Annotated in this window: 23 protein-coding genes and 1 pseudogene; 13 read left to right on the forward strand and 11 right to left on the reverse strand. The window is 62.2% G+C overall.

Going from position 1 to position 25,438, the window contains the following annotated elements:
- The first annotated feature begins 70 nt into the window (after positions 1–70).
- From NKH16_RS03860 to NKH16_RS03870, 3 genes are all read left to right on the forward strand, one after another.
- Positions 71–895 (forward strand): DUF8605 domain-containing protein, encoded by an 825-nt coding sequence (locus tag NKH16_RS03860; RefSeq protein ID WP_352681650.1) that lies wholly within the window; start codon positions 71–73, stop codon positions 893–895.
- Positions 896–982: 87 nt separating this feature from the next.
- On the forward strand, positions 983–2,014 hold the full coding sequence (gene hemB, locus NKH16_RS03865) for a porphobilinogen synthase (protein WP_352449294.1): 1,032 nt from the start codon (positions 983–985) through the stop codon (positions 2,012–2,014).
- A gap of 392 nt (positions 2,015–2,406) precedes the next feature.
- Positions 2,407–3,054 carry a dihydrofolate reductase family protein gene (locus tag NKH16_RS03870; RefSeq protein ID WP_352449293.1) on the forward strand — a complete coding sequence of 216 codons (648 nt, stop codon included), beginning with the start codon at positions 2,407–2,409 and terminating at the stop codon, positions 3,052–3,054.
- Between the two features lie 49 nt (positions 3,055–3,103).
- Here NKH16_RS03870 and ppk2 read toward each other — a convergent pair.
- Positions 3,104–4,023: pseudogene (gene ppk2, locus NKH16_RS03875) on the reverse strand (polyphosphate kinase 2).
- A 280-nt stretch (positions 4,024–4,303) separates the two neighbouring features.
- Between ppk2 and NKH16_RS03880 the strand changes: the two are divergent.
- Both NKH16_RS03880 and NKH16_RS03885 read left to right on the forward strand, forming a co-directional pair.
- A complete protein-coding gene (locus NKH16_RS03880) occupies positions 4,304–5,347 on the forward strand; it encodes an aldo/keto reductase (protein WP_352449292.1) in 1,044 nt (347 codons plus the stop codon).
- A 113-nt stretch (positions 5,348–5,460) separates the two neighbouring features.
- Entirely contained in the window at positions 5,461–5,619 is a 159-nt protein-coding gene (locus NKH16_RS03885; protein WP_352449291.1) for a hypothetical protein, read from the forward strand.
- 51 nt (positions 5,620–5,670) lie between these two features.
- On the opposite strand, the gene NKH16_RS03890 is transcribed toward NKH16_RS03885, so the two are convergent.
- Positions 5,671–5,928 (reverse strand): DUF982 domain-containing protein, encoded by a 258-nt coding sequence (locus tag NKH16_RS03890; RefSeq protein ID WP_023674477.1) that lies wholly within the window; start codon positions 5,926–5,928, stop codon positions 5,671–5,673.
- Between the two features lie 96 nt (positions 5,929–6,024).
- Positions 6,025–6,687, reverse strand: a complete 663-nt coding sequence (locus tag NKH16_RS03895; RefSeq protein ID WP_352702620.1) for a GntR family transcriptional regulator — start codon at positions 6,685–6,687, stop codon at positions 6,025–6,027.
- Positions 6,688–6,857: 170 nt separating this feature from the next.
- Here NKH16_RS03895 and NKH16_RS03900 point away from each other — a divergent pair, with 170 nt between their 5' ends.
- The gene (locus NKH16_RS03900) at positions 6,858–8,117 is read left to right on the forward strand and encodes an MFS transporter (RefSeq protein ID WP_352745934.1); all 1,260 of its coding nucleotides are present in this window, start codon (positions 6,858–6,860) and stop codon (positions 8,115–8,117) included.
- 53 nt (positions 8,118–8,170) lie between these two features.
- A complete protein-coding gene (locus NKH16_RS03905; protein WP_023674474.1) occupies positions 8,171–8,542 on the forward strand; it encodes a DUF423 domain-containing protein in 372 nt (123 codons plus the stop codon).
- Between the two features lie 69 nt (positions 8,543–8,611).
- On the opposite strand, the gene NKH16_RS03910 is transcribed toward NKH16_RS03905, so the two are convergent.
- Positions 8,612–8,755 (reverse strand): hypothetical protein, encoded by a 144-nt coding sequence (locus NKH16_RS03910; protein ID WP_023674473.1) that lies wholly within the window; start codon positions 8,753–8,755, stop codon positions 8,612–8,614.
- Positions 8,756–9,126: 371 nt separating this feature from the next.
- On the opposite strand from NKH16_RS03910, the gene NKH16_RS03915 reads away from it, so the two are divergent.
- Entirely contained in the window at positions 9,127–10,206 is a 1,080-nt protein-coding gene (locus NKH16_RS03915) for a LacI family DNA-binding transcriptional regulator (RefSeq protein WP_352745937.1), read from the forward strand.
- Positions 10,207–10,228: 22 nt separating this feature from the next.
- Here the strand turns inward: NKH16_RS03915 and NKH16_RS03920 are convergent, their stop codons facing one another.
- A complete protein-coding gene (locus NKH16_RS03920) occupies positions 10,229–11,404 on the reverse strand; it encodes an OpgC family protein (RefSeq protein ID WP_352745940.1) in 1,176 nt (391 codons plus the stop codon).
- 216 nt (positions 11,405–11,620) lie between these two features.
- Here NKH16_RS03920 and NKH16_RS03925 point away from each other — a divergent pair, with 216 nt between their 5' ends.
- Positions 11,621–12,277, forward strand: a complete 657-nt coding sequence (locus NKH16_RS03925) for an alpha/beta hydrolase (protein ID WP_352622831.1) — start codon at positions 11,621–11,623, stop codon at positions 12,275–12,277.
- 46 nt (positions 12,278–12,323) lie between these two features.
- On the opposite strand, the gene NKH16_RS03930 is transcribed toward NKH16_RS03925, so the two are convergent.
- From NKH16_RS03930 to sthA, 3 genes are all read right to left on the reverse strand, one after another.
- A complete protein-coding gene (locus NKH16_RS03930; protein WP_352745944.1) occupies positions 12,324–12,641 on the reverse strand; it encodes a VOC family protein in 318 nt (105 codons plus the stop codon).
- Positions 12,642–12,773: 132 nt separating this feature from the next.
- Positions 12,774–13,982, reverse strand: coding sequence for an MFS transporter (locus NKH16_RS03935; protein WP_352681659.1), 1,209 nt, complete (start codon positions 13,980–13,982; stop codon positions 12,774–12,776).
- Positions 13,983–14,131: 149 nt separating this feature from the next.
- On the reverse strand, positions 14,132–15,520 hold the full coding sequence (sthA, locus tag NKH16_RS03940) for a Si-specific NAD(P)(+) transhydrogenase (RefSeq protein WP_352745948.1): 1,389 nt from the start codon (positions 15,518–15,520) through the stop codon (positions 14,132–14,134).
- A 212-nt stretch (positions 15,521–15,732) separates the two neighbouring features.
- Here sthA and NKH16_RS03945 point away from each other — a divergent pair, with 212 nt between their 5' ends.
- From NKH16_RS03945 to NKH16_RS03955, 3 genes are all read left to right on the forward strand, one after another.
- Positions 15,733–16,203, forward strand: a complete 471-nt coding sequence (locus NKH16_RS03945) for an RDD family protein (protein WP_023674465.1) — start codon at positions 15,733–15,735, stop codon at positions 16,201–16,203.
- A gap of 138 nt (positions 16,204–16,341) precedes the next feature.
- On the forward strand, positions 16,342–17,106 hold the full coding sequence (locus NKH16_RS03950) for an arginyltransferase (protein WP_352456566.1): 765 nt from the start codon (positions 16,342–16,344) through the stop codon (positions 17,104–17,106).
- 121 nt (positions 17,107–17,227) lie between these two features.
- Positions 17,228–18,124: a DMT family transporter gene (locus NKH16_RS03955; RefSeq protein ID WP_352681662.1), complete on the forward strand. Its 897-nt coding sequence runs from the start codon at positions 17,228–17,230 to the stop codon at positions 18,122–18,124.
- Here the strand turns inward: NKH16_RS03955 and NKH16_RS03960 are convergent.
- Together NKH16_RS03960 and parC are read right to left on the reverse strand one after the other, a co-directional pair.
- On the reverse strand, positions 18,112–19,332 hold the full coding sequence (locus tag NKH16_RS03960) for an AI-2E family transporter (protein WP_352745950.1): 1,221 nt from the start codon (positions 19,330–19,332) through the stop codon (positions 18,112–18,114). The genes NKH16_RS03955 and NKH16_RS03960 overlap by 13 nt on opposite strands.
- 249 nt (positions 19,333–19,581) lie before the next feature.
- Positions 19,582–21,834 carry a DNA topoisomerase IV subunit A gene (parC, locus tag NKH16_RS03965; protein WP_352745952.1) on the reverse strand — a complete coding sequence of 751 codons (2,253 nt, stop codon included), beginning with the start codon at positions 21,832–21,834 and terminating at the stop codon, positions 19,582–19,584.
- Between the two features lie 369 nt (positions 21,835–22,203).
- Here parC and NKH16_RS03970 point away from each other — a divergent pair, with 369 nt between their 5' ends.
- Positions 22,204–23,397 (forward strand): aq_1923 C-terminal domain, encoded by a 1,194-nt coding sequence (locus NKH16_RS03970; RefSeq protein ID WP_352472040.1) that lies wholly within the window; start codon positions 22,204–22,206, stop codon positions 23,395–23,397.
- An 80-nt stretch (positions 23,398–23,477) separates the two neighbouring features.
- On the opposite strand, the gene aspS is transcribed toward NKH16_RS03970, so the two are convergent.
- A complete protein-coding gene (aspS, locus tag NKH16_RS03975) occupies positions 23,478–25,268 on the reverse strand; it encodes an aspartate--tRNA ligase (protein ID WP_352449434.1) in 1,791 nt (596 codons plus the stop codon).
- Positions 25,269–25,438 lie beyond the last annotated feature (170 nt).

Here is a 25,438-nt window from a genome sequence, read left to right on the forward strand (position 1 = left end):
CCAATCCGCTGCATGGTCGTCGGCGTCACCCAGTGCTAATGCTGGCGCTTTGAACCGGAAGGGTTGAACCATGCCTTGGTTGCCGCGCCTTGCTGTTGTGGTGGTCGGCCTGATCGCTGCGAACACTCCTCCCGTATCGGCCGAAACCGTCGACGAGCTCTATCAATCGCAGACCATCGTCACCGGCCAGGGCGAGGTCAACAGGCAGATCGGCTTCAAGGCCTGCCTCGATGCGGTGCTGGTTCGTGTGTCCGGGGATCAGCGGCTGCCGAAGAGAACTGAGATGGCGGCGCTGCGCGACAAGGCCGGCAGCTTCGTTGCCGAATTCCGCTATCGCGACCGTCTCGAAGGCATTCCAATCCATGACGAACAAGGCACCCATGACCGGCCGCATGATCTCACTTGTCTGTACAGGCCTGACGTTATCGATCCGGTGCTTGCCGCGCTTGGCAGCAAACCATGGCTTGGCGAGCGGCCACACCTGGCAATTTTCCTGGCGGCGGAGCAAGGCACAAGGCAGTTCGCGCTGACCGCCGACGATGAGCGCGGGGCGGCGATGCGCGAATCCTTCGTCAATGCCACCGGTCCGCTGGTCATGCGGATTGTGTTTCCCGAAGCGTCGCTGCTGTCGGCCTCGAAGCTTGACGACCAGGCCCTGCGCCATGCCGATATCACGACGCTGGACCAGCTTGCCAGGAAGGCCGGAGCCGACCAGGCGCTCGCCGGCAGTATCGTCTGGAGCGACAAGGAACTGGGCTGGATAGCCGACTGGCGGCTTGCCTTGAATGGCAAGAGCTACAATTGGCAAGTGCGCGGCGTCAGCTTCGACGAGGCATTCCGCGTCGCCATGCGGGGTGCTGCGCAGATCCTGTCGGGCAATGGCCAACCAGAATAGCGCCCGACAGGACCGCTGGCACAATCGTGTCGCATTGGTCAGCAGCGGAGGCTCGTGATAAAAGTCGCCTGATCCGGAGTTTTTGCGATGAACAAATTCACCCCTGCAAAGCCTGCCGGCGCGCGCAGCGTCGACGAGATCACCGGCAGCCGGCGGCTGCGGCGCATGCGCAAGGCCGACTGGTCGCGCCGCCTTGTCCAGGAGAACCGGCTCTCGGTCGACGATCTGATTTGGCCGATCTTTGTCGTCGACGGCAGACGAGTGCGCGAACCGATCGCCGCCATGCCCGGCGTGTTCCGCCTGTCGCTCGACCTCGCCGTCAAGGAGGCTGAGCGCGCGGCCAAGCTTGGCATTCCGGCGATCGCCACTTTCCCCAATGTCGAGCTCGGCCTGCGCGATCAGACCGGTTCGCACATCCTCGATCCTGAAAACGTCATCAACCGTGCCACCCGCGCCATCAAGCACGCAGTGCCGGAGATCGGCATCATCACCGACGCCGCGCTTGACCCGTTCACCTCGCATGGCCATGACGGCATCTTGCGCGAAGGCATTATCGTCAATGATGAAACGGTGGAGCAAGTGACGGCGGCGGCCGTCATCCAGGCGGCGGCGGGGGCCGACATCATTGCCCCCTCGGACATGATGGACGGCCGTATCGGTGCCATCCGCGATGCGCTCGACGCCAATGGGTTTCAGGATGTTGCGATCATGTCCTATGCGACCAAGTTCGCATCCGCTTTTTACGGCCCCTATCGTGAGGCGGTCGGCACCGCCGGCCTGCTCAAGGGCGACAAGAAGACCTATTATATCGATCACGCCAATTCCGACGAAGCGGTGCGCGAGGCCGAGCAGGATCTCGCCGAGGGCGCCGACATGCTGATGGTCAAGCCCGGCCTGCCCTATCTCGACATCATCCGGCGGCTGAAGGACGAGTTGCAGATGCCGACCTTCGCCTATCAGGTCTCGGGCGAATATTCGATGATCAAGGCCGCCGCCGCCAATGGCTGGATCGATGGCGAAAAGGCGATGCTGGAATCGCTGCTCGCCTTCAAGCGCGCCGGCTGCGACGGGATTCTCACCTACTTTGCGCCCGAAGTGGCGGCGATGCTCAAGGGGTGATGCGCCTTTGTAGCGTCTACATCGAGCAGTGTTCGTTCGTCCAAAGCGCGACGTGGAACGCCGCAGGACATCGCTTCAAGTTTACGCTGCCCTGCCGGGCATTTTCTCCCCGTAAAGTGGCAGGGAGAAAAGACGCGTTCGTAAAAGATTTCACCAATCTCCAGCGTTGCAAAAACATCGACGTTGCGGCCAGCCCCTTCTCCCCGTCACTATACAGGAAGAAGCTGCCGGCAGGCGGATGACGGGCGGCGCCGACATTGAGATTGGTTATTCCAACATTATTTGGAAGCGATTACCCCGCCGGCGATTCAAGATACCGCTTGCAAAATGCAATCAGTTAAGCTACCCCGATAACTGCTTGCATCTCACAATCGGTTATCGAGGAGGCTCTCATGTCCAAACTTCGCGTCAGCGCTTTCACCTTGTCGATCGACGGCTTCGGCGCCGGTCCCGACCAAGACCTGAAGAACCCGCTGGGTGTTGGAGGGGAAGCCCTGCACGAATGGATGTTCGGCACCCGCACCTTCCGCAAGATGGTCCTCGGCAAGGATGGCGGGACCACGGACACTGACGAGGCGTTCGCGGCACGCAGCTTCGAAAATGTCGGCGCATGGATCCTCGGCCGCAACATGTTTGGGCCGATCCGCGGCGAATGGCCGGATGACAGCTGGAAAGGCTGGTGGGGTGACAACCCGCCCTACCATGTGCCGGTCTTCGTGCTCACGCACCATGCGCGTGATCCCATTGTCATGGAGGGCGGCACGACCTTCTATTTCGTGACCGGCGGCATCCACTCAGCGCTGGAGAAGGCGAAGGCAGTGGCTGACGGTAAGGATGTACGGCTGGGCGGCGGCGTTTCCACGATCCGGCAATATCTCAAGGAAAAGCTCATCGACGAAATGCATCTGGCGATCTCACCGGTCCTGCTAGGCGCCGGCGAGAGCCTTTTTGCCGGCATCGACATGCCCAAGCTCGGCTATCGCTGCAGCGAGCAGGTCGCGACGCCGAAGGCCACGCATGTCATCATCGAGCGCACCTAGCTTGTTGCAGGGCGCCGCCATGGAGGCGCCGCCCTCCTCGCCGCTTTAGTCAGTACTTCTCCGGCACATACAGTTCGCGCGGCAGTACCTGGCGCTCGTATTCGGGATTGAAGACGCGCTCCGGCAGTGTGATCTCTTCGTGCGGCACCTCCTCATAGGGCATCTGCTTGAGGAGATGGTCGATGCAGTTCAGCCGTGCCCGCTTCTTGTCGTTGCCCTCGACGATGAACCACGGGCTTCCGGGATATTCGTGCGGGCGAACGTTTCTTCCTTGGCCTTGGTGTACTGCTCCCAGCGCACGCGCGACTGGAGGTCCATCGGCGACAGTTTCCATTGCTTCATCGGGTCATGGATGCGCATCAAAAAGCGCATCTGCTGCTCCTCGTCGGTGATCGAAAACCAGTATTTGACAAGCGTAATGCCTGAGCGGACCAGCATGCGTTCGAAATCCGGAACGTCGCGGAAGAACTCCTCGACCTGATCCGGCTGGGCAAAGCCCATTACCCGCTCGACGCCGGAGCGGTTGTACCAAGAGCGGTCGAACAGCACGATCTCGCCGCCGGCCGGCAGATGCGGAACGTAGCGCCGGAAATACCATTGCGACTTCTCGCGCTCGGTCGGCGCCGGAAGTGCTGCAACGCGGCAGATGCGCGGATTAAGCCTCTGGGTGATGCGCTTGATAACACCACCCTTGCCCGCCGAGTCGCGGCCCTCGAAGACCACGACGAGCTTCTTCTTGTGATAGGCGACCCAGGATTGTAGCTTGATCAATTCGGATTGCAGCGTGATGAGATTGCGAAAATACTGCAGGCGGTCGATCGATGGCGGATGCGCATTCTTGTAGATCTTGGCGATCTCCATCGACAGCGCCGGCTCCGAGATTTCCAGCTCATAATCTTCGTCGAGCGTGTCGGCGAGTTCCGCTTCCAGCCAGTCCCTGGCCGGGGAATTCTGTTTTATCTCGGTCATTTGCGCTGCTCCGCTTACAGGCCTTGCCGGCCGCTGTCAGGCGCTCTGCCGCCCGGCCCGGCGGCCGGAAATCGAAGCGCTGGACCGATTTTAGTATAGGCCGGCAATGACGGTTTTATTGCACCCACTACTGCGCTGGCTGTGCGTTCAATCCGCAAGATGTGATCGAGCTTGCCCTGCGGGGCGGGCGACAAGCGGAACGAATTATCCTACAAATGCCCGGTTCACTGAGGGGCTGTCGTTTGCAACGCCCTTTCCCGATAAATCGTGAGGATACGACATGGAATACCGCACTCTCGGCCGTTCCGGGCTGAAGGTTTCGACCCTGACCATGGGCACCATGACATTCGGCGGCGGCGGCGCGTTTTCGGCGGTTGGCAAGACCGACCTCGACGAGGCGCGTCGGATGATCGACCTTTGCATCGATGCCGGCGTCAATGTCATCGACACCGCCAACGTCTATTCGAACGGGGTGTCGGAAGAGATCATCGGCGAGGCGCTCGGCGGCAAGCGCAAGGGCGACGTGCTGATCGCCTCCAAGGCGCGCATGCGGATCGGCAAGGGCCCCAACGATGAAGGCTTGTCGCGCTACCATCTGATCCGCGAATGCGAGAGGAGCCTGAAGCGCCTCAGGACCGATGTCATCGACATCTATTTCCTGCACGAGTGGGATGGCCTGACACCGCTTGAGGAAACCATCGCCGCGCTCGACACGCTGGTCGCGCAGGGTAAGGTCCGTTATGTCGGCTGCTCCAATTATTCCGGCTGGCAAGTTATGAAGGGGCTGGGGATCAGCGACCGTCATCACCAGCCACGCTTCGTCACCCAGCAGATCCATTACACGCTGGAAGCGCGCGAGGCCGAGTACGAATTGTTGCCGATCTCGGTCGACCAGGGGCTCGGCGTGCTGGTCTGGAGCCCGCTTGCCGGCGGGTTGTTGTCCGGCAAATACCACCGTGACCAGCCGACCGCCCGCCAGCTCAGCGGCTGGTCGGAACCGCCGATCCGCGACGAGGACCGGCTGTGGCGGATCGTCGACGTGCTGATCGATATCGGCAAGAACCACGGTGTGTCGGCAGCGCAGGTGGCGCTTGCCTGGCTACTCGGCCGGCCCGCTGTCAGTTCACTGGTGATCGGCGGACGAACCGAAGCGCATTTCAAAGACAATATCGCCGCTGCAAGCCTTGTGCTTGCCGATGAGGAGCGCACACGGCTCGACGTGGTCAGCAGGCCGCCCGTGCTCTATCCCTACTGGCACCAGCAATTCACGGCAAAGGATCGGTTCGGGCCGGCCGATCTCGTCCTCGACCGCGACGGCGCCTGAAAAGCCGGGCTCTCCGGACTGCGCCGAGATATGGAGCCCGATCGTGCCTTGCGGTGTTGTGTTTGCGGTCCAATGCTCCTAGGCAAAGGCCAAGCACAATGAAAGGAAACGATATGGCACGAGCACCGAACTACGGTCAGGAACGCAAGGAACGCGACCGGCAGAAGGCTGCCAAGAAGGCGGAAAAGCAGGCTGCCAAGGTCGCAGCCAAGGAGCGATCGAAGCCCGAGGGCGAGAGCGAGTCCCAAACCAAAACCGAAACGACCGAGTGATGACGCCCGGCCTGTCAGGCGGTCCGGGCCTCGGTCAAATCCCGCTATGCCTCAGGCGGGCGCCTTGTCGCTAACGAAGACGTTCACTTCACGAGCGGCGGCAATGAAGGCCCGTCTTGCGTTCATGGCCGGCTTGTCGCCGGCCAGCGCATCATGACAGGCTTGCAACGCTTCGCGGTGCTTGGGGCTGCGCTTGCCGGGCCAATTGTTGAGGAGGTAGTCGGAAGCCTCGCGGGCCGTACGCAAGAGCTGATTGCTTCCCGCCGCGCCCTTGACGGTCACGGGTGTGTCAAATCGGTTGTTTTCCATCGCCGCTCTTACGCCATCGGCATTTCCGAAGCGAGACCGAAAGTAGCATTCTTCGCTCATCTGCTCTTTTCGTGATCAATGGCAGCCGATCCTCACTCAAGCGACGACGGCAAATCCCCGGGCGCGCAGGCCGCGCCGGTCGTTGCGCAGCGAGGTCACCAGCCGGTCGCGGCTGCCGATGATATGGGCCGAAAGCAGGCGGGCGGCGCTATCGGCATCGCCGGCCCGCACCGCCGACAGAATGGCATGGTGTTCGGCCCAGGCACGGCCAAGCGCTGCCTCGTCGCGAACCTCGAGCCAGCGGGCGCGCGACAGGCGCGTCATCGCATCGCGAACCGCTCTGAACAGGAACTCGTTGCCTGACAGGCGTGCCAGCTCGATATGAAAATCCATGCCGACACGATGCCATTCCTCGCGCGGGGTTTGGTCGTCGCAGGAATCGAGCATAGCCTCGATAATTTCGACGGCACCCCTGTCCTGCAAGGCACAAGTCAGCCTGACTGCCGCGACCTCGACCGCCTCGCGATAGACGGCGATCTGCTCCAGCTCGGCAAGATTGATGGGCGAGACCGTCCAGCCGCGGCCGTCGCGGCAGATCAGGCCTTCAGTCTCGAGCCGCAGCAATGCCGCCCTGACCGGCGTGCGCGATGCGCCGAAGCGGCTTTCGACCCAGCGCTCCGTCAGCCGCTCGCCGGGACCGATCTCGAGCCCGAGGATCATCTCGCGAAGCTGCTTTTCGACGTTCTGCATCTGCGACATTGGCGTTCCGTTTGTTGGAGCCGGTTCATTGGCCCTCTGTTCACCGGCCATTATTGGCGATCACTTTGCAGGGACCGCATTGACAGCGACCAGCCTTTGCGTCCATGACGGATACCAGCTTGGTATCCCAAAATGGTATCCACAGCAACTCAACGATAGCAGTCTCTGACATGCCGCAAGACGCCACCCTCGCCGTGCAAGGCACACATAACGTTCACTGGCGTCGCAATCTCGCCGTGTGTTTTGCCGGCTCGTTCAGCACGCTTGTGGCGATGATGCTGCTGTTGCCCTTCCTGCCGCTTTACGTCGAGCAGCTGGGCGCCAAGGGCCATGCGGCGATCGTGCAGTGGTCGGGCATCGCCTACGGCGCCACCTTCCTTGCTGCCGCGCTGGTCGCGCCCCTGTGGGGGCGGCTAGGCGACCGCTACGGCCGCAAACTGATGCTGGTGCGAGCCAGTTTCGGCATGGCGCTGTGTATGTCGCTGGCCGGCATGGTGCAGACCGTCTGGCAATTGGTGCTCTTGCGCCTGCTGATCGGCTTCGCCGGCGGCTATTCTTCGGGCTCGACCATCCTGGTTGCCATGCAGACGCCGAAGGATCGCTCCGGCTGGGCGCTGGGCGTGCTGTCGGCCGGCATCACGGCCGGTGCCCTGGTCGGTCCGCTGCTTGGCGGCGCGCTGCCGCCGCTGATTGGCATCCGCGCCACATTCCTGCTCGCCGGCGGCGTCATTTTCCTGGCTTTTCTGGCAACCACCTTGCTGATCAAGGAGGCCCCTCGCCCGGTTGCCGCCAAGGCCGCGTCAGAAGAAAAAGTGAAAGACGGCTGGTCGCAGATTCCCGACAAGCGCCCCGTCGTCGCCATGCTGGCAACCGGCATGCTGTTGAGTTTCGCCACCATGTCGATCGAGCCGATCATCACCGTCTATGTCCAGCAGCTCATCGAAGATCGGAGCCAGGTCACGCTGGTCTCCGGCATCGTCATGTCCGCGGCAGCGCTCGGCGCCATCCTGTCGGCGTCGCGGCTCGGCAAGCTCGCCGACCGTATCGGCCACTGGAACGTCATCGTTGCCGCACTCGCCGTCTCGGCGCTGCTGCTGATCCCGCAGGCCTTCGTTACCCAGGGCTGGCAACTCGTCGGCCTGCGTTTCCTGATGGGCCTTGCGCTTGGCGGTCTTTTGCCCTGCATCACCAGCGTCATCCGCCACAATGTGCCCGACGGGGTCGGCGGCAACGTGCTGGGCTTGTCGATCTCGGCGCAATATGTCGGGCAGGTCGCCGGACCGTTGCTCGGCGGCTTCGCCGGCGGCCATTTCGGTATGCGCTCGGTGTTTCTCGGCACATCCATTCTGATGGCGGGCGGAGCGGCCTATAACTGGCTGGTCCAGTCGCGCCGCGAACGCGACATGCTGGCGGAAGCCGGCAAATCCTGACACGGTTCGCGGCACTATCTCAGGCGGTCGCCAGGAAACACGGAGGTGTGGACATGAGCACGGATGAACACGCGGCAGGCGGCCGCATTCTGGTTCTTGCCGGCGGCCTATGCGGCGCAACCGGCGTGGCGCTTTCGGCGGCGGCGGCACATCTCGGCGGCGCTTTCGTCGGTACGGCCGCATCCTTCCTGCTCTTGCATGCGCCGGTCTTCCTTACCGTCGGGCTGCTCGGTGGCAATAGCATCCTGCGAACCGGAAGCCTCATCCTTCTCGTCGGGCTTCTGCTATTCTCGGGAGATCTTTTGGCCCGCGACTTCCTTGGCTCGCGGCTGTTCCCGATGTCGGCGCCGATCGGCGGCACGTTGCTCATCGGCGGCTGGCTGATGATGGCCGCCTCGGCGCTGGTGCGCCCGCGCCGCCATTGATGCGGCAACCAATGGCGGCCGCTGCTCCTTCGCCAGCCGCCCTCGATCCACGAGCTGTGTCTTGCCAGCTCAGTCTCGCGGACGTTCGGGCCGGACTTGGCCATCGCTGTTGGTCGTCTTGACTACACGCCGCCGCTCCGGCCGTTCGGTGGCCGGCGAGATGCCCCAATAATTGCGATAGATGTCTTCGAACAGATGCTTGATCGGGTGCATGGTTTAATCTCCTCTAGTTTTTTGAATCGATCCAATCAGCGGGCACAAAAATAGGCCACCGATCAGCTCCGCTTGCGTCCTACGAGGAAACCCAGGTCGCGAATCCACGGACCGGTCCTGTCTCGCCGCTTCCGGGCCTCCGCGCTCGAACGGATGCTCCAGTCGTTCCGGTAAATGTCCTCGAACAGATAATTGACGGGGTGCATGGCGCTCTCCTCTTGTATCGATCCAATCTGGGGACGAAAAACGCACTTGGATCGATTCAAAGAATACGCATCGCACCACAAATGTCAAGCAAAAATTTGAATCGATCCAACGAAGGTGTTAGGTAGTCGGCGATACTGTTGGACCGGAGTCCCGGAGACAAACAAATGGCATCACTCACCGAAGGCAGGAGGCCCATCCGGCTGGCGGACATCGCCAAAGCCGCGGGCGTATCACACGGCACTGCCTCCAATGTCTTCAGCCGTCCCGAAATCGTACGCGAGGAAGTCCGCGAGCGGGTCAAGGCGGCGGCCGACGCGCTGGGCTACGCCGGCCCCGATCCAAAGGGCCGCCTGCTGCGCGCCGGCAAGGTCAATGCGATCGGCGTCGCCACAACCGAGCCGCTGTCCTATTTCTTCGACGACCCCTTTGCGCGCGTGATGATGGCCGGCATCTCGGAGGCATGCGACGCCACCGGCGCGGGAATAGCCCTCGTGTCGGCCGGCAACGAGGAAAAACTTGCCTGGAATATCCAGAGCGCCCTGGTCGACGGCTTCATCCTGTTCTGCATCGAGGGCGGTCCGCGCCTCGTCGAGCTGACGCGCGAACGCAAGCTCCCCTTCGTCGCGCTCGAGCTCGGCTCGCAGGACGCCACGGTCTCGGCGATCGGCGTCGACAATGTTGCCGGCGGCCGGCTCGCGGCGCGCCATCTGGCGGAACTTGGACATCGCCGCTTCGCCGTGCTGTCGCTGGCCTTCGCCGACGACAGCACCGGACTTGTCTCGCCCGAGCAGGTCCGGACCGCAGTCTATACAGGAACCCGTGACCGCCTCCTCGGCTATCTCGAAGGGCTTTCCCGGTTCGGCGTCGATACCGCCAAGGTGCCGGTCTACGAGACTGAAAACGATGAGGCCAGCACAAAGGCCGGCCTCGAAACCCTCTTCGCCTCGGCAGAACCGCCGACCGCCATCCTGGCGATGTCGGACCGGGTCGCGATGGAAGCATTGGAATGGCTCAGCGCGCGGGGCATCGCGGTTCCTCGCGATGTTTCCGTCGTCGGCTTCGACGGCGTGCCTGAAGCCGCAATTTGCGAGCCTCCGCTCACCACCATCGCCCAGCCGATCGCCGAGATCGGCCGCCGGGCAGCGCGAAGAATCCTCGACTTCGACGGCACGGTGCGGCGAGAAACGCTCGATGTCGAACTTGTCGTCAGGGCGTCGTCCGGGCCGCCGCCAGGCACAGGTTGACTGGGCAGATCGGCTCCAAATCTTATCGATTGGCCGCCATCGGACCGATGCCAAAGGATGGACGGACCGGTGACGCCTCGTTGCGGACCGGCTTGCCCTTGCCGGACCAGCCGATAGCGGACAGCCATTCCAGATAGAAGGCGAGCGCGAACTGCATGGCGATGCCGGCGGCGAGCAGCAGACTGTCATAGGCAAAGCCGCCCGGGTTGACCAGCTTCACCACCTGCGCCGCCATGGCAATCACCGTGCCGGCAATGAAAACCGGCAGCGAGCGTTTGCCCAATATGGCGAGCGGATTGTCGCGGCCGGTGCGGAACAGGTTCGAGACGAAAGGCAAGGCGACGACCAGATAGCTCATCGCCAGGATGTGCAGCAGCCGCGGCAACGACAGGAACGTCTTGTCGAAACCGGTCAGCACCACCGGCAGGTCGAGCCACGACACATGCCCCCACAGCGGGCTGTGCACCCAGACGAGTGCCGTCAGCACATAGGCGGCGGCCGCGCCGACCAGCCAGCGATTGACAGGGATGGTGCCGCCGCGCCGCACATGCAACACGCTGGCCATGCCGATATTGAACAGCAATTGCCATGACAGCGGATTGAGGAACCAGAAGCCGGGCTCCGGGTAGTTCGGCGGCGCGATCTGGTAGATTCCGGCAATCAGCCAAAGGGCTGCGGATACTGCGAGCGCCGCCAGTGGCCGGTAGCTGATGAACAGCAGGAAGACCGGCGCCATCAACAGCAGCGCCGCATAGACCGGCAGTATGTTGTTGTAACCGAGCTGATGGCCGAGCGTGACGATGCCGACCAGGACTTGTGGCGGGTTCCTGACGAGCGGCTCGATGTTGATCAGCGTCAGAAGATCCGGCCGTTTCGCAAACACCGCCGCCGCGCAGAAGATAGCCATCACCACCATCGTCGTGACGATGTGGGTGACATAGAGCACACCGGCGCGGCGCCACATTTTCAGTGTTGCAATCAGCCGGTTTCCCGGCTGGAACTTAGTGCCGTAGGCGAGAGCGACGGACATGCCGGAGATCAGCACGAAGGCCTCGGCCGCATCCGAAAACCCGAAATTCTTGTAGGTCAGGGTTTCGAAAACGGTGCCAGGCACGTGGTCGACGAATATGGTCAGGAGGGCGAGAGCCCGGAACACATCAATACGCGTATCGCGTTCCGGCGAAACTGGCATGGTCATCGATAAAAGGCCTTAAAGCTGGTTGTTCATGCCCGGCATGCGATCCCTCGGGCGACCACCCGGCGCACACTGCTTCGATCCCCCCCGCGGGGATTATATCGGCAAAGAAACGGACTGAAATGCGCCCGGTTCAATCAACTTTCGCGGAGCTTGAAAATATTCCGTTTTGAAGCCGGCAAATTAACGAAAGTAACGCGGAATCAAAAGGATGTGACTATGGCCGAGCAAAGCCTCGAAGACGGTATTTTGCAGGAGAATTCAGGCTTTTTCTACCGGCTCCATCGATCCGCCAATTTACCCGGTGACTGGCTGTTCCTGTTGCATGGATCGGGTGTCGACGAGACGACCTTGCTGCCGCTTGGTCGGCAAATCGCGCCGCATGCGGCGCTGGTTACGGTCCGTGGCCGCATCCCTCAGGAGGACGGTTTCCGCTGGTTCACGCGAATCACCCCGACGCGATTCGAGCAGGCAAGTGTCCGCGCGGAGGCAGATGCGTTTGCAGGCTTCGTCGCCGGCGTCGCGAAGCGCCACAGCCTCGATCTCCGCCGCGCGACCTTTCTCGGCTATTCGAACGGCGCCAATTTGGTTTCAAGCGTCATGCTGCTGCATCCGGGCGTGATCGAGCGCGCTGCATTGCTGCGTCCGATGCCGGTGCTCGACGAGGTGCCGCCGGCCGACCTGTCGAAGGCGCGGGCTCTGATCGTCGCCGGCGCCGCCGACCTGACCTACGCGCCTTTCGCCCCCGTGTTGGCCGCTCTACTGAGCTCGCATGGCGCCAAGGTCGAGACCCACACCATTGCCTCCGGCCATGAAATCGGCGACGCGGATGCTGAAATCGTCAGGCAGTGGCTGGCGGGGTCAGGCAACCGCTGAACGAGCGGATTGAGCGCACGCACAACGCGGGCCCGACCATCGAATGTCAGTGTGCGGCGGGCTGGAATAGCTCGATCACATTGCCGGACGGGTCTTCGAGCAGGGTCTGCGAGCCGCCGACGCCGTTGATGATATCGTTGCGGAAGGCGAGCCCGGCGCCCTTCAGGCGCGCAACCTCTTGCTTCAGATCCGGCACCACCAGCAGGATGCGGTTCCACCCTCCCGGCACCGGCCGGCGGCCATCCGGCATCGCCCGTGCGCCCGAGCTCTCCGGCCCGCTCAGCAGAAGCCGCAGATCGCCGCGCGTGACCGAGCAGAAAGCCGGCCGCGCATCCCGTTCAATGGCAAAGCCCAGATGCTTCACCTAGAAATCGATGGAAGCGGCGACATCGTCGACAATATAGCGAACACTGACGGGCGTCATGACCGGGGGCCTTTCAGTTTGAGTAGAACGTTTTATTAAAGGCTGCTCATCATCGGCAACGCCCCGGCAGCACTACGACGCCGCCGACACACTATGACCGTCGGTTCGCCAGGGGATCAGGGCAAGCAGACCAGCACTGCCGACCACGGCGAAGACAGCGCCGTAGATGAACACCGCCTCATGGCTTACACGATCCCAGAGCTGTCCCGCGACAACGCTTGCCGCGAGTTCCAGCAGGCCGACCGTGGTGCTGTACCAGCCGATGCCGCTGGCACGCAGCTCTTGCGGCACGAAGTCCGAGGCGAATGCCTTGCCGACTGAGCGGAAGATGCCTTGATAGAACCCGTAGAAGGCAAAAAGCAGCCCGATCAGATAGATGTTCCGGGTCAAGACGAAGCCGAGATAGGCGATCAGGAAGATGACGAAGGACGACAGTAACACGCCCTTGCGGCCGAAGCGGTCCGATAGAAAGCCGGCCGGGTAGGAAATCAGCGCCGCAACGAGATTGAAGCCTGCGTAGATAAGAATGGTTGCCTCCAAAGAGGCACCGATATCCTGTGTTTGCAGAATCAGAAATGCATTGCTCGAATTGCCGATGCCGAAGAGAGCTGTCACCAAGAGATAGATCCAATAGGCTTTGGGAAACTGCCGCAGATTGACGTCGATCTTGGCCTTTGCGGCTACGGCCAGTGGCTGCTCGTGCACCAACACCACCATGAGGAAGGCGAGGAGACCGGGAATGAGCGCGAGATAGAAGATCCAGCGGATATCGACTTTGAGCGCGATGAGAAGCAGCACCGCGAGCAGTGGCCCCAGAAACGCTCCCAGATTGTCGCCAATGCCTTCTAGGCCGAATGCTTTGCCTCGGTGCTCGTCGGCCACGGACGAAGCAAGGAGCGCGTCGCGCGGAGCGGACCGGAAACCTGCAGCGAGCCGATCCACAAACCGCGCGCCCAGGACCATCGGCCACACTGTGGCCACGCCGATCAGCGGTTTGGCGATAGAGGCCAGAAAATAGCCAATGAGGGCTATCGGTTTCCGCTTCTGAAGCCTGTCCGAGAGCCAGCCCGAAAAACCTTGCACGATGTTCTGCGTCGCCTGGGCGATTCCGTCGACCAGACCGACGACGCTCCCGCTTGCGTGCAGAGTCTGGGTTAGGAAGATCGGCAGGATCGGATAAAGCATCTCGGTCGAAATGTCGGCAAACAGGCTCGCCAGCGCCAGAAGCACCGTGTTTCGGGAAATCCAGGCGAAGGTTTTCCTTGGCGCTGCCCCAGTCATTGCTTTGCCCTGTTCGGCAATCCGTTTGGCTGAAACGCAACGGCTATCATGTCGGTTGCAATGCGCCACTGCTGAGTGTCCTGCCCCCATCCCGAAGGTCCGCGCAGCAAAACCGGTACCCACGCGGTCCTTCGATTCGGGATCATGGTCTACGCCCGCCCCATGCGGTTCCAGGCGTCCAGCCCGGCGATCTTGTAGGCTTCGGCCAGCGTCGGATAGTTGAAGGTGTTGTTGACGAAGAAGTCGACAGTGCCGCCGAGATTGATGACCGCCTGGCCAATGTGGATGAGTTCGGTCGCGCCCTCGCCGACAATATGGGCGCCGAGCAGACGGCGTGTTTCGATCGAGAACAGAAGCTTCAGGAAGCCGGTGTTGACGCCCATGATGTGGCCGCGCGATGTCTCGCGGAACCGCGCCACGCCGACCTCGTAGGCGGCACCACTCTCACGCACCTGCTCCTCGGATTGCCCGACCGTGGAGATTTCCGGCACGGCGTAGATGCCGTAGGGAAAGGTTTCGGGCGGCGGCGGCAAGGGCACGCCGAAGGCATGGCAGGCGGCCACCCTGCCCTGCTCCATCGAGGTCGATGCCAAGCTCGGAAAGCCGATGACATCGCCGGCGGCATAGATGTTGGGCGCGCTGGTCTGGAACGTCTGCGGATCGACCCTGATGCGGCCTCTGGAATCGGCCTCGATGCCGACCGCTTCCAACCCTAGGCTGCCGACATTGCCGGTACGCCCTGCGGCATAGAGCACGATCTCGGAACGTATGGTGCGGCCGTCGGCCAGCGTCACCTCGGCGTAATCGGGTTTCGAGGCGATCTCCTTGACGGCACTGCCCAAGCGGATGGTCATGCCGCGGTCGCGCATCTGATGGATGAAGTCGTCGACGATCTCGCGGTCGACAAAATCCAACATCGTATTGCGTGGCTCGACCAGCGTCACCGGCACGTCGAGCGCCGAAAAGATCGTCGCATACTCGACACCGATAACACCGGCGCCGATCACCGTCAGCGTGCGCGGCAGGCGATCGAGCTCCAGCATCTCATCACTGTCGAAAATCCGTGTTTTGTCGAACGGCACGTCGTGCGGCCGGTGCGGCCGGGTGCCGACCGCGATCAGCGCATGGGAGAAGCCAGCCTCGCTGTAGTCGCCGGTGTCGGTGGTCAGGCTGACCTTGTTGGCGCCGAGGAATTTTGCCGCGGCGCGCGCGCTCTTGACCGTGTTGCGCATGAACTGATGCTGCAGCACCTCGACCTCATGGTCGAGCGTCTTGTGCAGGCGCTCGACCAGATCGCCGACCGAAATGTCCTGCTTCACGCGGTAGCCGCGTCCATAAAAGCCGCGCTCACGCCAGCCGGAGAGGTTGAGCACCGTCTCGCGCAACGTCTTCGACGGTATGGTGCCGGTATGCACCGACACGCCGCCGAGACGCCGGCCTCTGTCGACCACCAGCACCGACTTGCCGAGCTTGGCCGACTGCACCGCGGCGCGGCGCCCGGATGGGCCGCTGCCGATGACCAGCATGTCGTAGTCCATGTCGCCCCGTCCCCTCGGCTCGGCGCGCTTTGTTGCGCCGCAGCAAACTAACGCTATCCGCGCCGTGAATTCAACAAGTCAGACGGCCCCAGGCACTCCGTCACCATCTACACGGCGGCGAAAGGCTCGATCTTGATTCCGCCGCGAACCTTCACCATTTCACCAAGAAGCGGCCCCGTGCATTAACCCGGGTTCGATTACGAGGAAATGACATGAACGCTCGCGTTCTCGACGGCGAAATCATCACCAGCAGGCTCGAAGATGTCCGCGCCTATGAGGGCGTGCGCACGCGGCGCATTCTCGCCTTTGTCATCGATTATTTCATCGTCGCGCTGCTCACCATACCATTCGCGATCCTGGTGTTCCTGTTCGGGCTGTTGACGCTCGGCCTCGGCTGGATGCTGTTTTCCATTCTCGTGCCGGCCGTCGCCATCCTCTACATCTGGAACACGCTCGGCAGTAAAGACCAGGCCACCACCGGCATGAAGATGATGGGCATCCGGCTCGACCGGCTCGACGGCAGCCGCATCGACGGGCTGACCGCCGTCGTGCATTCGGTGCTGTTTTGGGCCGGCAATGTCATCCTTTCGCCGCTGGTCCTGCTGGTGAGCCTGTTTTCCGACCGCAAGCGCACGCTGCACGACCTGCTGCTCGGCACCGTCGTCAGCCGCAGCGGCCGCTGAGCAGACTTTTGAAGCGCGGCCGCAGCCTTTGCGCACAAATGTGAAGACGTCCAATCAACCAGGCTTTCACAATCCTGTTGAATTTTTCGGCGTCCGCGCCAAAGGTAGAGCGATTCGCAGGAGTGTTTCCAAGGTTCGATGACGCAGCACCCGACCCAGTCGCCGCAGTTCTTTCTGACCGCGCCCTCGCCATGTCCCTATCTCGAGGGCCAGTTCGAGCGCAAGGTGTTCACACACCTGGTCGGCGACAAGGCCCCCGAGATGAACGATCTGTTGACGCAGGGCGGTTTCAGGCGGTCGCAGAACATCGCCTACAGGCCGGCCTGCGAGACCTGCCGCGCCTGTGTGTCGGTGCGCATCCTGGCGCAGGAATTCACCGCCAGCCGCAACTTGAAACGGGTCATACAGCATAATTCGGATCTGGTCGGCGCCATGCACGACGCCGAACCCTCCACCGAACAGTATTCGCTGTTCCGCAGCTATCTCGACGCCCGCCACCGCCGTGGCGGCATGTCAGACATGACCGTGCTCGACTACGCCATGATGGTCGAGGATACCCATGTCGACACCAAGGTCATCGAATACCGTCGCCGCGGACCTGACAGCTTCATCACCGGCAAGGGCCAGGGCGAGCTGATCGCCGTGGCGCTCACAGACAAGATGGCCGATGGCCTGTCGATGGTCTATTCCTACTTCAACCCGGACTTCGAGGACCGTTCGCTCGGCACCTTCATGATCCTCGACCACATCGCCCGCGCCAGGGCGATGGGCCTGCCCCATGTCTACCTGGGTTACTGGGTCAACGGCTCGCGCAAGATGAATTATAAGATGCGCTTCCAGCCGCAGGAGCATCTCGGCCCGAAAGGCTGGGAACGCTACAATCACGAAGCGGTTTCGCGCTGATCTTCGCTTTCGGTATTCACTCTTAAATTGTTTCGAGGAGGATGCCGCTGGGCTTCCGGCCGATCGGCTGGAAAACCGGGCGGTCAATTTTGCGCCTCCAAGCCTACGCGAGAATTGCCGCATGTCTTCCCACAACGACCACCAGAGAGGCCTTCTGATCACCGCCATCGGCGGGCTGACGCTGACCGTCGACATTCCGCTGATCCGGCTCGCCGACGGCGAGGCGTGGACGATCCTGCTGTTGCGCACCGGCACGACCTTCGTCGCCACACTTATCATCTGGGCCGCCTGGCGCTCGCTGAGCGCAAAGGCACCGCAGCTTGTGCCGGGCTGGTCAGGGCTCATCGTTGCCGGCCTCTACGGGCTCGGCTCGATCGCCTTCATCACCGGTGTCTACAATACCTCGACAGCCAACCTCGTTTTCATCCTGGCGTTCACAACCATGTTCGCGGCCCTTTTGTCATGGCTGTTCCTGAAGGAGAGGCCACAGCCCCTGACGCTCGCAGCGCTGGCATTGATGATCGCCGGCGTCGTGATCATCGTCGGCGATTCCGTCGGAACCGGGGATCTCTTCGGCGACTTGATGGCGCTATGCTCGGCTTTCATGATCGCCGCGGCCATCACCATCTCGCGCGCCAGCGGCAAGGATATGGGCTTCACCGCGCTGATCGGAGTCGTCCTGCCGCTGGCCGTCGGCGCCGTGATGGTTTCCAAGGTGGGTTTTCACGTCAACGCACCCTGGTGGATCATCTTCAACGGCGCCGTCATCATGCCGATCTCGTTCTTCTGCCTCGCCAACGGTCCGAAATACATTTCCGGGCCGGAAGTGGCGATGTTCTACCTGTTAGAAACCGTGCTGGCGCCGGTCTGGGTGTGGATGATCTTCGCCGAAACACCGTCGCGCAACAGCCTGATCGGCGGCGCGATCCTCATCATAACCTTGATCGGCCATTCGCTCTGGCAGTTGCACGAGGGGCGCAAGCGCCGCGCCACGTTCGCCGTCAGTCACCCGGCCTGATTCTTTTTCGCGGCGGCGCGTCCGGCGACAATTTCGATCTGCGGCGGTGCGTCATCGTGCTCCGCCGGTTCGGCGGCAGCGAGCTCATCGGTCAGTTCCACTTCGCGCAGCCATTCGCGCCAGATTGCGACCAGCAGGGCCATCAGCACCGGGCCGATGAACAGGCCGAGAAAGCCCATTGTCTTGACGCCGCCAATCAGGCCGAAAAAGGTTGGCAGGAAGGGCAGCTTTATCGGCCCGCCGACCAGCTTCGGGCGCAATGTCTTGTCGACGATGAAGAGTTCGACCGCGCCCCAGATGAACAGCGCCAGCCCCGCCATCGGCGAGCCCCTGGCGGCGAGATAGATCGACACCAGCGTGAAGGACAGCGGTGCGCCGCCGGGGATCAGCGCCATGATGCCGGTCAGCGCGCCGAGCGTCACCGGCGACGGCACGCCGGCCAACCAGTAAGCGATACCCAGCACCAGCCCTTCGCCGATGGCGATAACGGTCATGCCGGTCACCGTCGAGGAGATTGTCGCAGGCACCACGCGTGAGATCCGTTCCCATCTGGCCGGCAGGATGCGTTCGCCGAGGCGATCGACCTGTCCGGCGAAATGCTCGCCGTCGCGATAGGCGAAGAACAGCGCGATCATCATGAATAGCAGCGTCAGCAAAAGGCCGAAGGCGCTGCCGCCGGCGGCAAGCACGCCGCGATAGATGCTGCCGATATTGGCGCCACTGATCAGCTGGATCAGTTCGCCGATACCGCCGGGGTGGCCAACGTTGACCGTCCATTGTTCATTGAGCCATTCGCCCACCACGGGCATGGTGGCGATCCAGTGCGGCGTCGGCGCACCGTAGCGGTTGGTCTCGATCGCCCAGTTGACCCACTCGCGCACCTCATTGATGGCGTAGGTGCCGGCAAGCGCGATCGGCACCACCAGGAAAGTCAGGATGAACAAGATCGCAAGCGTCGCAGCGATGGTGCGGTTGCCGCCGACGCCGGCGAGCAGCCGCCGATAGAGCGGCCAGCTGGCGAAGGCGATAACCAGGGCGGCAAGAACCGGGAACAGGAAGCCGTGGAAGAAATAAACGCCGGCGGCAACGATCAGCACCAGGAGCCAGCGCGCCGCCGACAGCGGCGGAATGACAGCGGCCCTGAGCGGCATCGACAGGCCAAACAGACGCTGCTGCCGCTCCGGCTTCTGGATCCTGACTTCCTTCAAGCGGCTACCTCTCCCTGGCCCATCGTATCGCTTATGCCCTGATATAGTGCAGCAATCGTGACGACATTCCAAATGTTTGGGTGGAGCTGCTAATCTCCCCCCTTGAGGGGGAGATGTCGCCGAAGGCGACAGAGGGGGTCGGGACGTCCTGACGCGACCTTACCACGAACAAAGGAGGCTGGCGCTTCATGCGCGGGGACCCCCTCTGGCCTGCCGGCCATCTCCCCCTCAAGGGGGGAGATTACCGCTTCACCCGAACTTGCCAGTCCTCGGGAAACCCTTCGGCACCATGCGGCCGGCCGAGGCGCGGGCGCCGATCCATTCGGCAAGCTCGTCACGCGATTTGGTGAAGGTGCGGTCTGCCGAATCCTGCCAGGACAGGCCGCTTGCGAGCGTGAAGGTCTTGAGGTCGAGGACGCCGCCATCTTTGTATTTCTGCAGGCGCACGCCCTTGCCGCGCCCCATCTCCGGGATCTCGGCCAGCGGGAATACCAGCATCTTGCGATTCTCGCCGACAATGGCGAGATGGTCGCCGGCGACGCTCATGCAGCGCTGGGCTTCGTCGGGCGCCTTGACGTTCATCACCTGCTTGCCCTTGCGGGTGTTGGCGACGACTTCTTCTTCCGGCACGATGAAACCGTTGCCGTCATGCGACACCAGCAGCAGCTTGCGCTTGGGATCATGGACGAAAGCGGTGACGATATCCTGGTCGTTGTCCATGTCGACGATGATGCGGATCGGCTCGCCATGGCCACGCCCACCCGGCAGCCGGTCGGCGCCGATCGTGTAGAACTTGCCGCCGGTGGTGAAGACCAGCACCTTGTCGGTCGTCTGGGCGTGGAAGGCGAGCTTGAGGCTGTCGCCTTCCTTGAAGGTCAGGGCCGAATGGTCGGTCAGATGACCTTTCATGGCCCTCAGCCAGCCCTTTTCCGAAACGACCACGGTGACCGGCTCGCGCTCGATCATGGCGTGGGCGATATCAGTCAGGTCATGCTCGGGTGCGTCGGCGAACTCGGTGCGGCGCTTGCCGATCTCGGTGTCGGGCCCGTATTTCTGGCGAACGTTGGCGACTTCCCACTTGATCGTCGCCCACTGCTTGGCGTCGGACGCAAGCAGTGCCTCGATCTGCTTCTTCTCGCCGCTCAGGCCATTGAATTCCTCGCGGATTTCGAATTCCTCGAGCTTGCGCAGCGCCCTCAGCCGCATGTTGAGGATGGCTTCAGCCTGGGTGTCGGTCAGCGACCAGCGCGCCATCATCACCTGCTTGGGCTCGTCCTCCTCGCGGATGATCCTGATCACCTCGTCGATGTTGAGATAGGCGATCAGATAGCCGGCGAGGATCTCCAGCCGCCTTTCGATCTCGCCGAGGCGGTGCTTGGAGCGGCGGATCAGGACGTCGCGGCGGTGCTCCAGCCATTCCTTGAGCACACCTTTCAGCGACAGCACGTTCGGCACCTTGCCGCGCGACAACACGTTCATGTTGAGCGGAAAGCGGCTTTCGAGCTCGGTCAGCTTGAACAGCGATTCCATCATGATGCCGGGATCGACCGAGCGGCTCTTCGGCACCAGCACGACGCGGATGTCCTCGGCGCTCTCGTCGCGGATATCCTCGAGCAGCGGCAGCTTGCGCGCCATCAAGAGCTCGGCGATCTTTTCGATCAGCCTGGCCTTCTGGACGCCATAGGGGATTTCGGTGACGACTATGTTCCAGGTGCCCCTGCCCTGGTCCTCCTGGCTCCATTTCGCCCTGACGCGAAAGCCGCCGCGACCGGTTTCGTAGGCTTCGAGGATCGAGGCTCGGCTGTCGACGATGATGCCGCCGGTCGGGAAATCCGGACCTTGCACGAAATCCATCAGCTTGGTGACGGGCGCATCCGGATGATCGATCAGGTGAAGCGCGGCGTCGCAAAGCTCGGCCGCATTGTGCGGCGGGATCGAGGTCGCCATGCCGACGGCGATACCGGACGAGCCGTTGGCGAGCAGGTTCGGGAAGGCGCCGGGCAGCACGGCCGGCTCCTCGTCTTCCTCGTTGTAGGTCGGGCGGAAATCGACGGCGTCCTCGGTGATGCCTTCCAGCAGCAGCGTCGACACTTCGGTCATGCGCGCTTCGGTGTAGCGCATGGCGGCGGCGTTATCGCCGTCGATATTGCCGAAATTGCCCTGCCCGTCGACCAGCGGGTAGCGCATCGAAAAATCCTGCGCCAACCGCACCAACGCGTCGTAGATCGACTGGTCGCCATGCGGATGGAATTTGCCCATCACCTCGCCGACGATGCGGGCGCATTTGGCAAAGCCCTGATCGGGGTTAAGCCGCAACAGGCGCATGGCATGCATGATGCGACGATGCACCGGCTTCAGCCCGTCGCGCACGTCTGGCAGTGCCCGGTGCATGATGGTCGACAGCGCGTAGGCGAGATAGCGCTCTTCCAGCGCCTTCTTCAGATCGACCGGCTCAATATTGTCGCCGCCGCCACTCTCGGGCGGCAAAAGCCTTTTTCCCATGGGCTGGCACTAGCCGAGCGGGTGATTCGCGGCAAGAGGCACCGGTATGCATCCTCCTAAAGCGAGTCGCATTCGACCGGCCCCATGCGACGCTTTAGGTCCTTGTTTTGATGCATGTCGTTATCGCAAAACCGTTGCACATTTTTGCGCGACATCCATTATGCAACAGGAATTGGAAGCGTCGCGACGCCGGCCAACATCAATCCGTTACATCCTGCTTCTATCGCAAGGCTGATGGATCGGGTTTGCCTTTGGCCGCGATTTTCGACCATTGTGCCGAGGCCCGCCTTTTTCCGGTCCAGTTCGTCGCCGAATGGTGACGACGCGACGATTTGAAAGAATTTCAGGACACTCTCAGGGGAGCTCTCGATGACGATCAGACACTCGACACTTATTAAGAGACTGGCTTTTTCGACCTTTTTGCTGACGCTGCCGCTGAATGCGGCGTTCGCGCAGGATACCGCGGTTGCCGACCGGCTGAAGGCTGCCCTCGCCGCCCAGGGCGTCGACCTCTCCTGGACCGGAGTAACCGGCGACACCTCCAGCATGGTTCTGCAAGGCGTAGCGGTCAAACCGGCGGCCGAAAAGGAGGCGCTCAAGATCGGTGATGTCAAGCTCGAAGGTGTGACCGAAGCCAATGGCGGCTATCAAATCGCGACCGTATCGACGTCGCCGTTCGAACACAGCGAAGATGGCGTCACGCTCAATCTCAGCCCCTTCGTCATCCACGACATGACGGTTCCGGCCGAAGGCGCAACCGGTCCGCTGGGCTCGCTGATGATGTACAAATCGGCCGAACTCGACAACATGACAGTCAAAGTGGCTGACAAAACTGCTTTCTCGATGGACGGGCTTGCCATCGCAATCACGCCGCCGGCCGACGGCAAGGCCATGGCGTTTTCCGGCACTACGGAAAAATTCGCTGCCGACCTGACCCTGGTCGAAGATCCGAAGTCCAAGGAAGTCATCAACGCGCTCGGCTACCAGAACATAACAGGCAATCTTGAGATGGAAGGCACGTGGCAGCCTACCGACGGCAGGATGGACTTGTCGAAATACGAAATATCGGTCGACAATGCCGGCACGCTCGGCATGACCTTCGATCTCGGCGGCTACACGCTGGACGTCATCAAATCACTGCAGGAGATGCAGAAGAAGATGGCAGCGCAGCCCGAAGGCGCGGACAATTCGGCGCAAGGCATGGCCATGCTCGGGCTGCTGCAGCAGCTTTCGTTCAACAGCGCCTCGATCCGCTTCGACGACGATTCGTTGACCAAAAAGGTGCTCGATTATGCCGGCAAGCAGCAAGGCATGTCCGGCAAGGACATCGCCAACCAGGCCAAGGCGATCGTGCCCTTCGGCATGGCGCAGCTCAACAATCCGGAACTGACCGCGCAGGTTTCGGCCGCGGTCAACAAGTTCCTCGACGATCCGCAAAGCATCGAGGTCTCGGCCGAGCCGCCGGCAGCGGTGCCGTTCGCGCTGATCATGGCGGGCGCCATGTCCAACCCGCTCGACCTGCCGAAAACGCTCGGCGTGACGGTTACGGCAAACGAAGACTGACCGAGACAGGCTTCAAGCAAAAAGCCCGGCAGCGATGCCGGGCTTTTTTATGAATCAACAGCACCGGTTCGGAGCGTTTTCTAATCCTCTTTCTTCGTCGCCACCACGCGCAGCGACAATTCGCGAAGCTGCTGCGGGCTGGCTTCCGACGGCGCGTTCATCAACAGGTCGTAGGCCTGCTGGTTCATCGGAAACATGGTCACTTCGCGCAGGTTCCTCGCGCCGACCAGAAGCATGACGACGCGGTCGATGCCGGCTGCCATGCCGCCATGCGGCGGCGCGCCATACTGGAAGGCGCGATAAAGGCCGCCGAAGCGCTCTTCGATGGTCGCGCGGTCCAGCCCGACGGTTTCGAAGGCCTTGACCATGGTTTCGGGCAGATGGTTGCGGATGCCGCCGGAGGCGATCTCGAAACCGTTACAGACCATGTCGTACTGGAACGCCTTGATGCCGAGCAGATCCTCGCCGTTAAGCGCATCGATGCCGCCTTGCGGCATCGAGAAAGGATTGTGCGCGAAATCGATCTTCTTCTCCTCCTCGTTCCATTCGAAGAACGGGAAGTCGACGATCCAGCACAATTCGAAGCGGTCGCGGTCGACAAGATTGAGCTCCTCGCCGGCGCGGGTGCGCGCCGCTCCCGCGAAGGAGACGAATTTCTTCGGATCGCCGGCGACGAAGAAGGCGGCATCGCCATCGGCAAGGCCGAGTTGTTGTCGGATCGCGTCGGTGCGCTCCTCGCCGATGTTCTTGGCCAGCGGCCCGGCGCCTTCAAGCTTCTCGCCCTCCTTGCGCCAGAAGATGTAGCCGAGGCCGGGCTGGCCCTCGCCTTGCGCCCATGAGTTCATGCGGTCGCAGAAGGCGCGAGACCCGCCGGTCTTGGCCGGAATGGCCCAGACCTCGGCCTTCGGATCGTTGGCAAGGATGTTGGCAAATACCTTGAAGCCAGAGTCGCGAAAATGATCCGAGACGGCCTGCATCTCGATCGGGTTGCGCAGGTCCGGCTTGTCGGTGCCGTATTTGCGCATGGCGACATCATAGGCGATGCGCGGAAACTTCTCCGTCACCGGCTTGCCGGCGGCAAAGGTCTCGAACACCCCCCGCATCACCGGCTCCATGGTGCTGAACACATCCTCCTGCTCGACGAAGCTCATCTCCACGTCGAGCTGGTAGAATTCACCCGGCAGACGGTCGGCGCGCGGGTCCTCGTCGCGGAAGCAGGGCGCAATCTGGAAGTAGCGGTCGAAGCCGGACACCATGATCAGCTGCTTATATATCTGCGGTGCCTGCGGCAGCGCATAGAAAGTGCCGGGGTGGATGCGCGACGGCACCAGAAAGTCGCGCGCCCCTTCCGGCGACGAGGCGGTCAGGATCGGCGTCGAGAATTCCGTGAAGCCGACCTCGCCCATCAGCTTGCGCATCTCGGCGATGATTTTCGTCCGCGCGACGATATTCTTGTGCAGCGTGTCGCGGCGCAGGTCGAGGAAGCGGTATTTGAGGCGGATGTCCTCTGGATAATCCGGCTCGCCGAAGACCGGCAGCGGCAATTCCTTGGCCGCCGACAGCACCTCGATCTCGCGGGCGAAAATCTCGATCTCGCCGGTCGGCAAATTAGGGTTCACGGTGTCGGCGAGGCGCGCCTTGACCTCGCCGTCGACGCGGACGACCCATTCGCCGCGCAAGGTCTCGGCAATCTTGAAGGCCGGCGAATCCGGATCGGCGACGATCTGCGTCAGGCCGTAATGGTCGCGCAAATCGATGAACAGCAGGCCGCCATGGTCGCGCACGCGATGCACCCAGCCCGACAGGCGTACGGTCGAGCCGACGTCGGCCTTCCTCAATTGGGCACAGGTATGGCTGCGGTAACGATGCATTGTCATTCTTAAAGTCCGGATGTTGGGTTGCGGCCAAGGCATGACGGCCCAGCCTGAAAATTTTCGCGAAAAGCACATGAGAGGGTGCATTTGTCAAGGCAAGCGGCAGCCGGGTCGAGTTCGCGTTTTTCCCGCCCCTATCCCACCGGCATCAATTTATGCTCGAGGCG

The sequence above is a fragment of the Mesorhizobium sp. M1307 genome (assembly GCF_040318155.1).
In the GTDB taxonomy this organism is placed as follows: Bacteria; Pseudomonadota; Alphaproteobacteria; order Rhizobiales; family Rhizobiaceae; genus Mesorhizobium.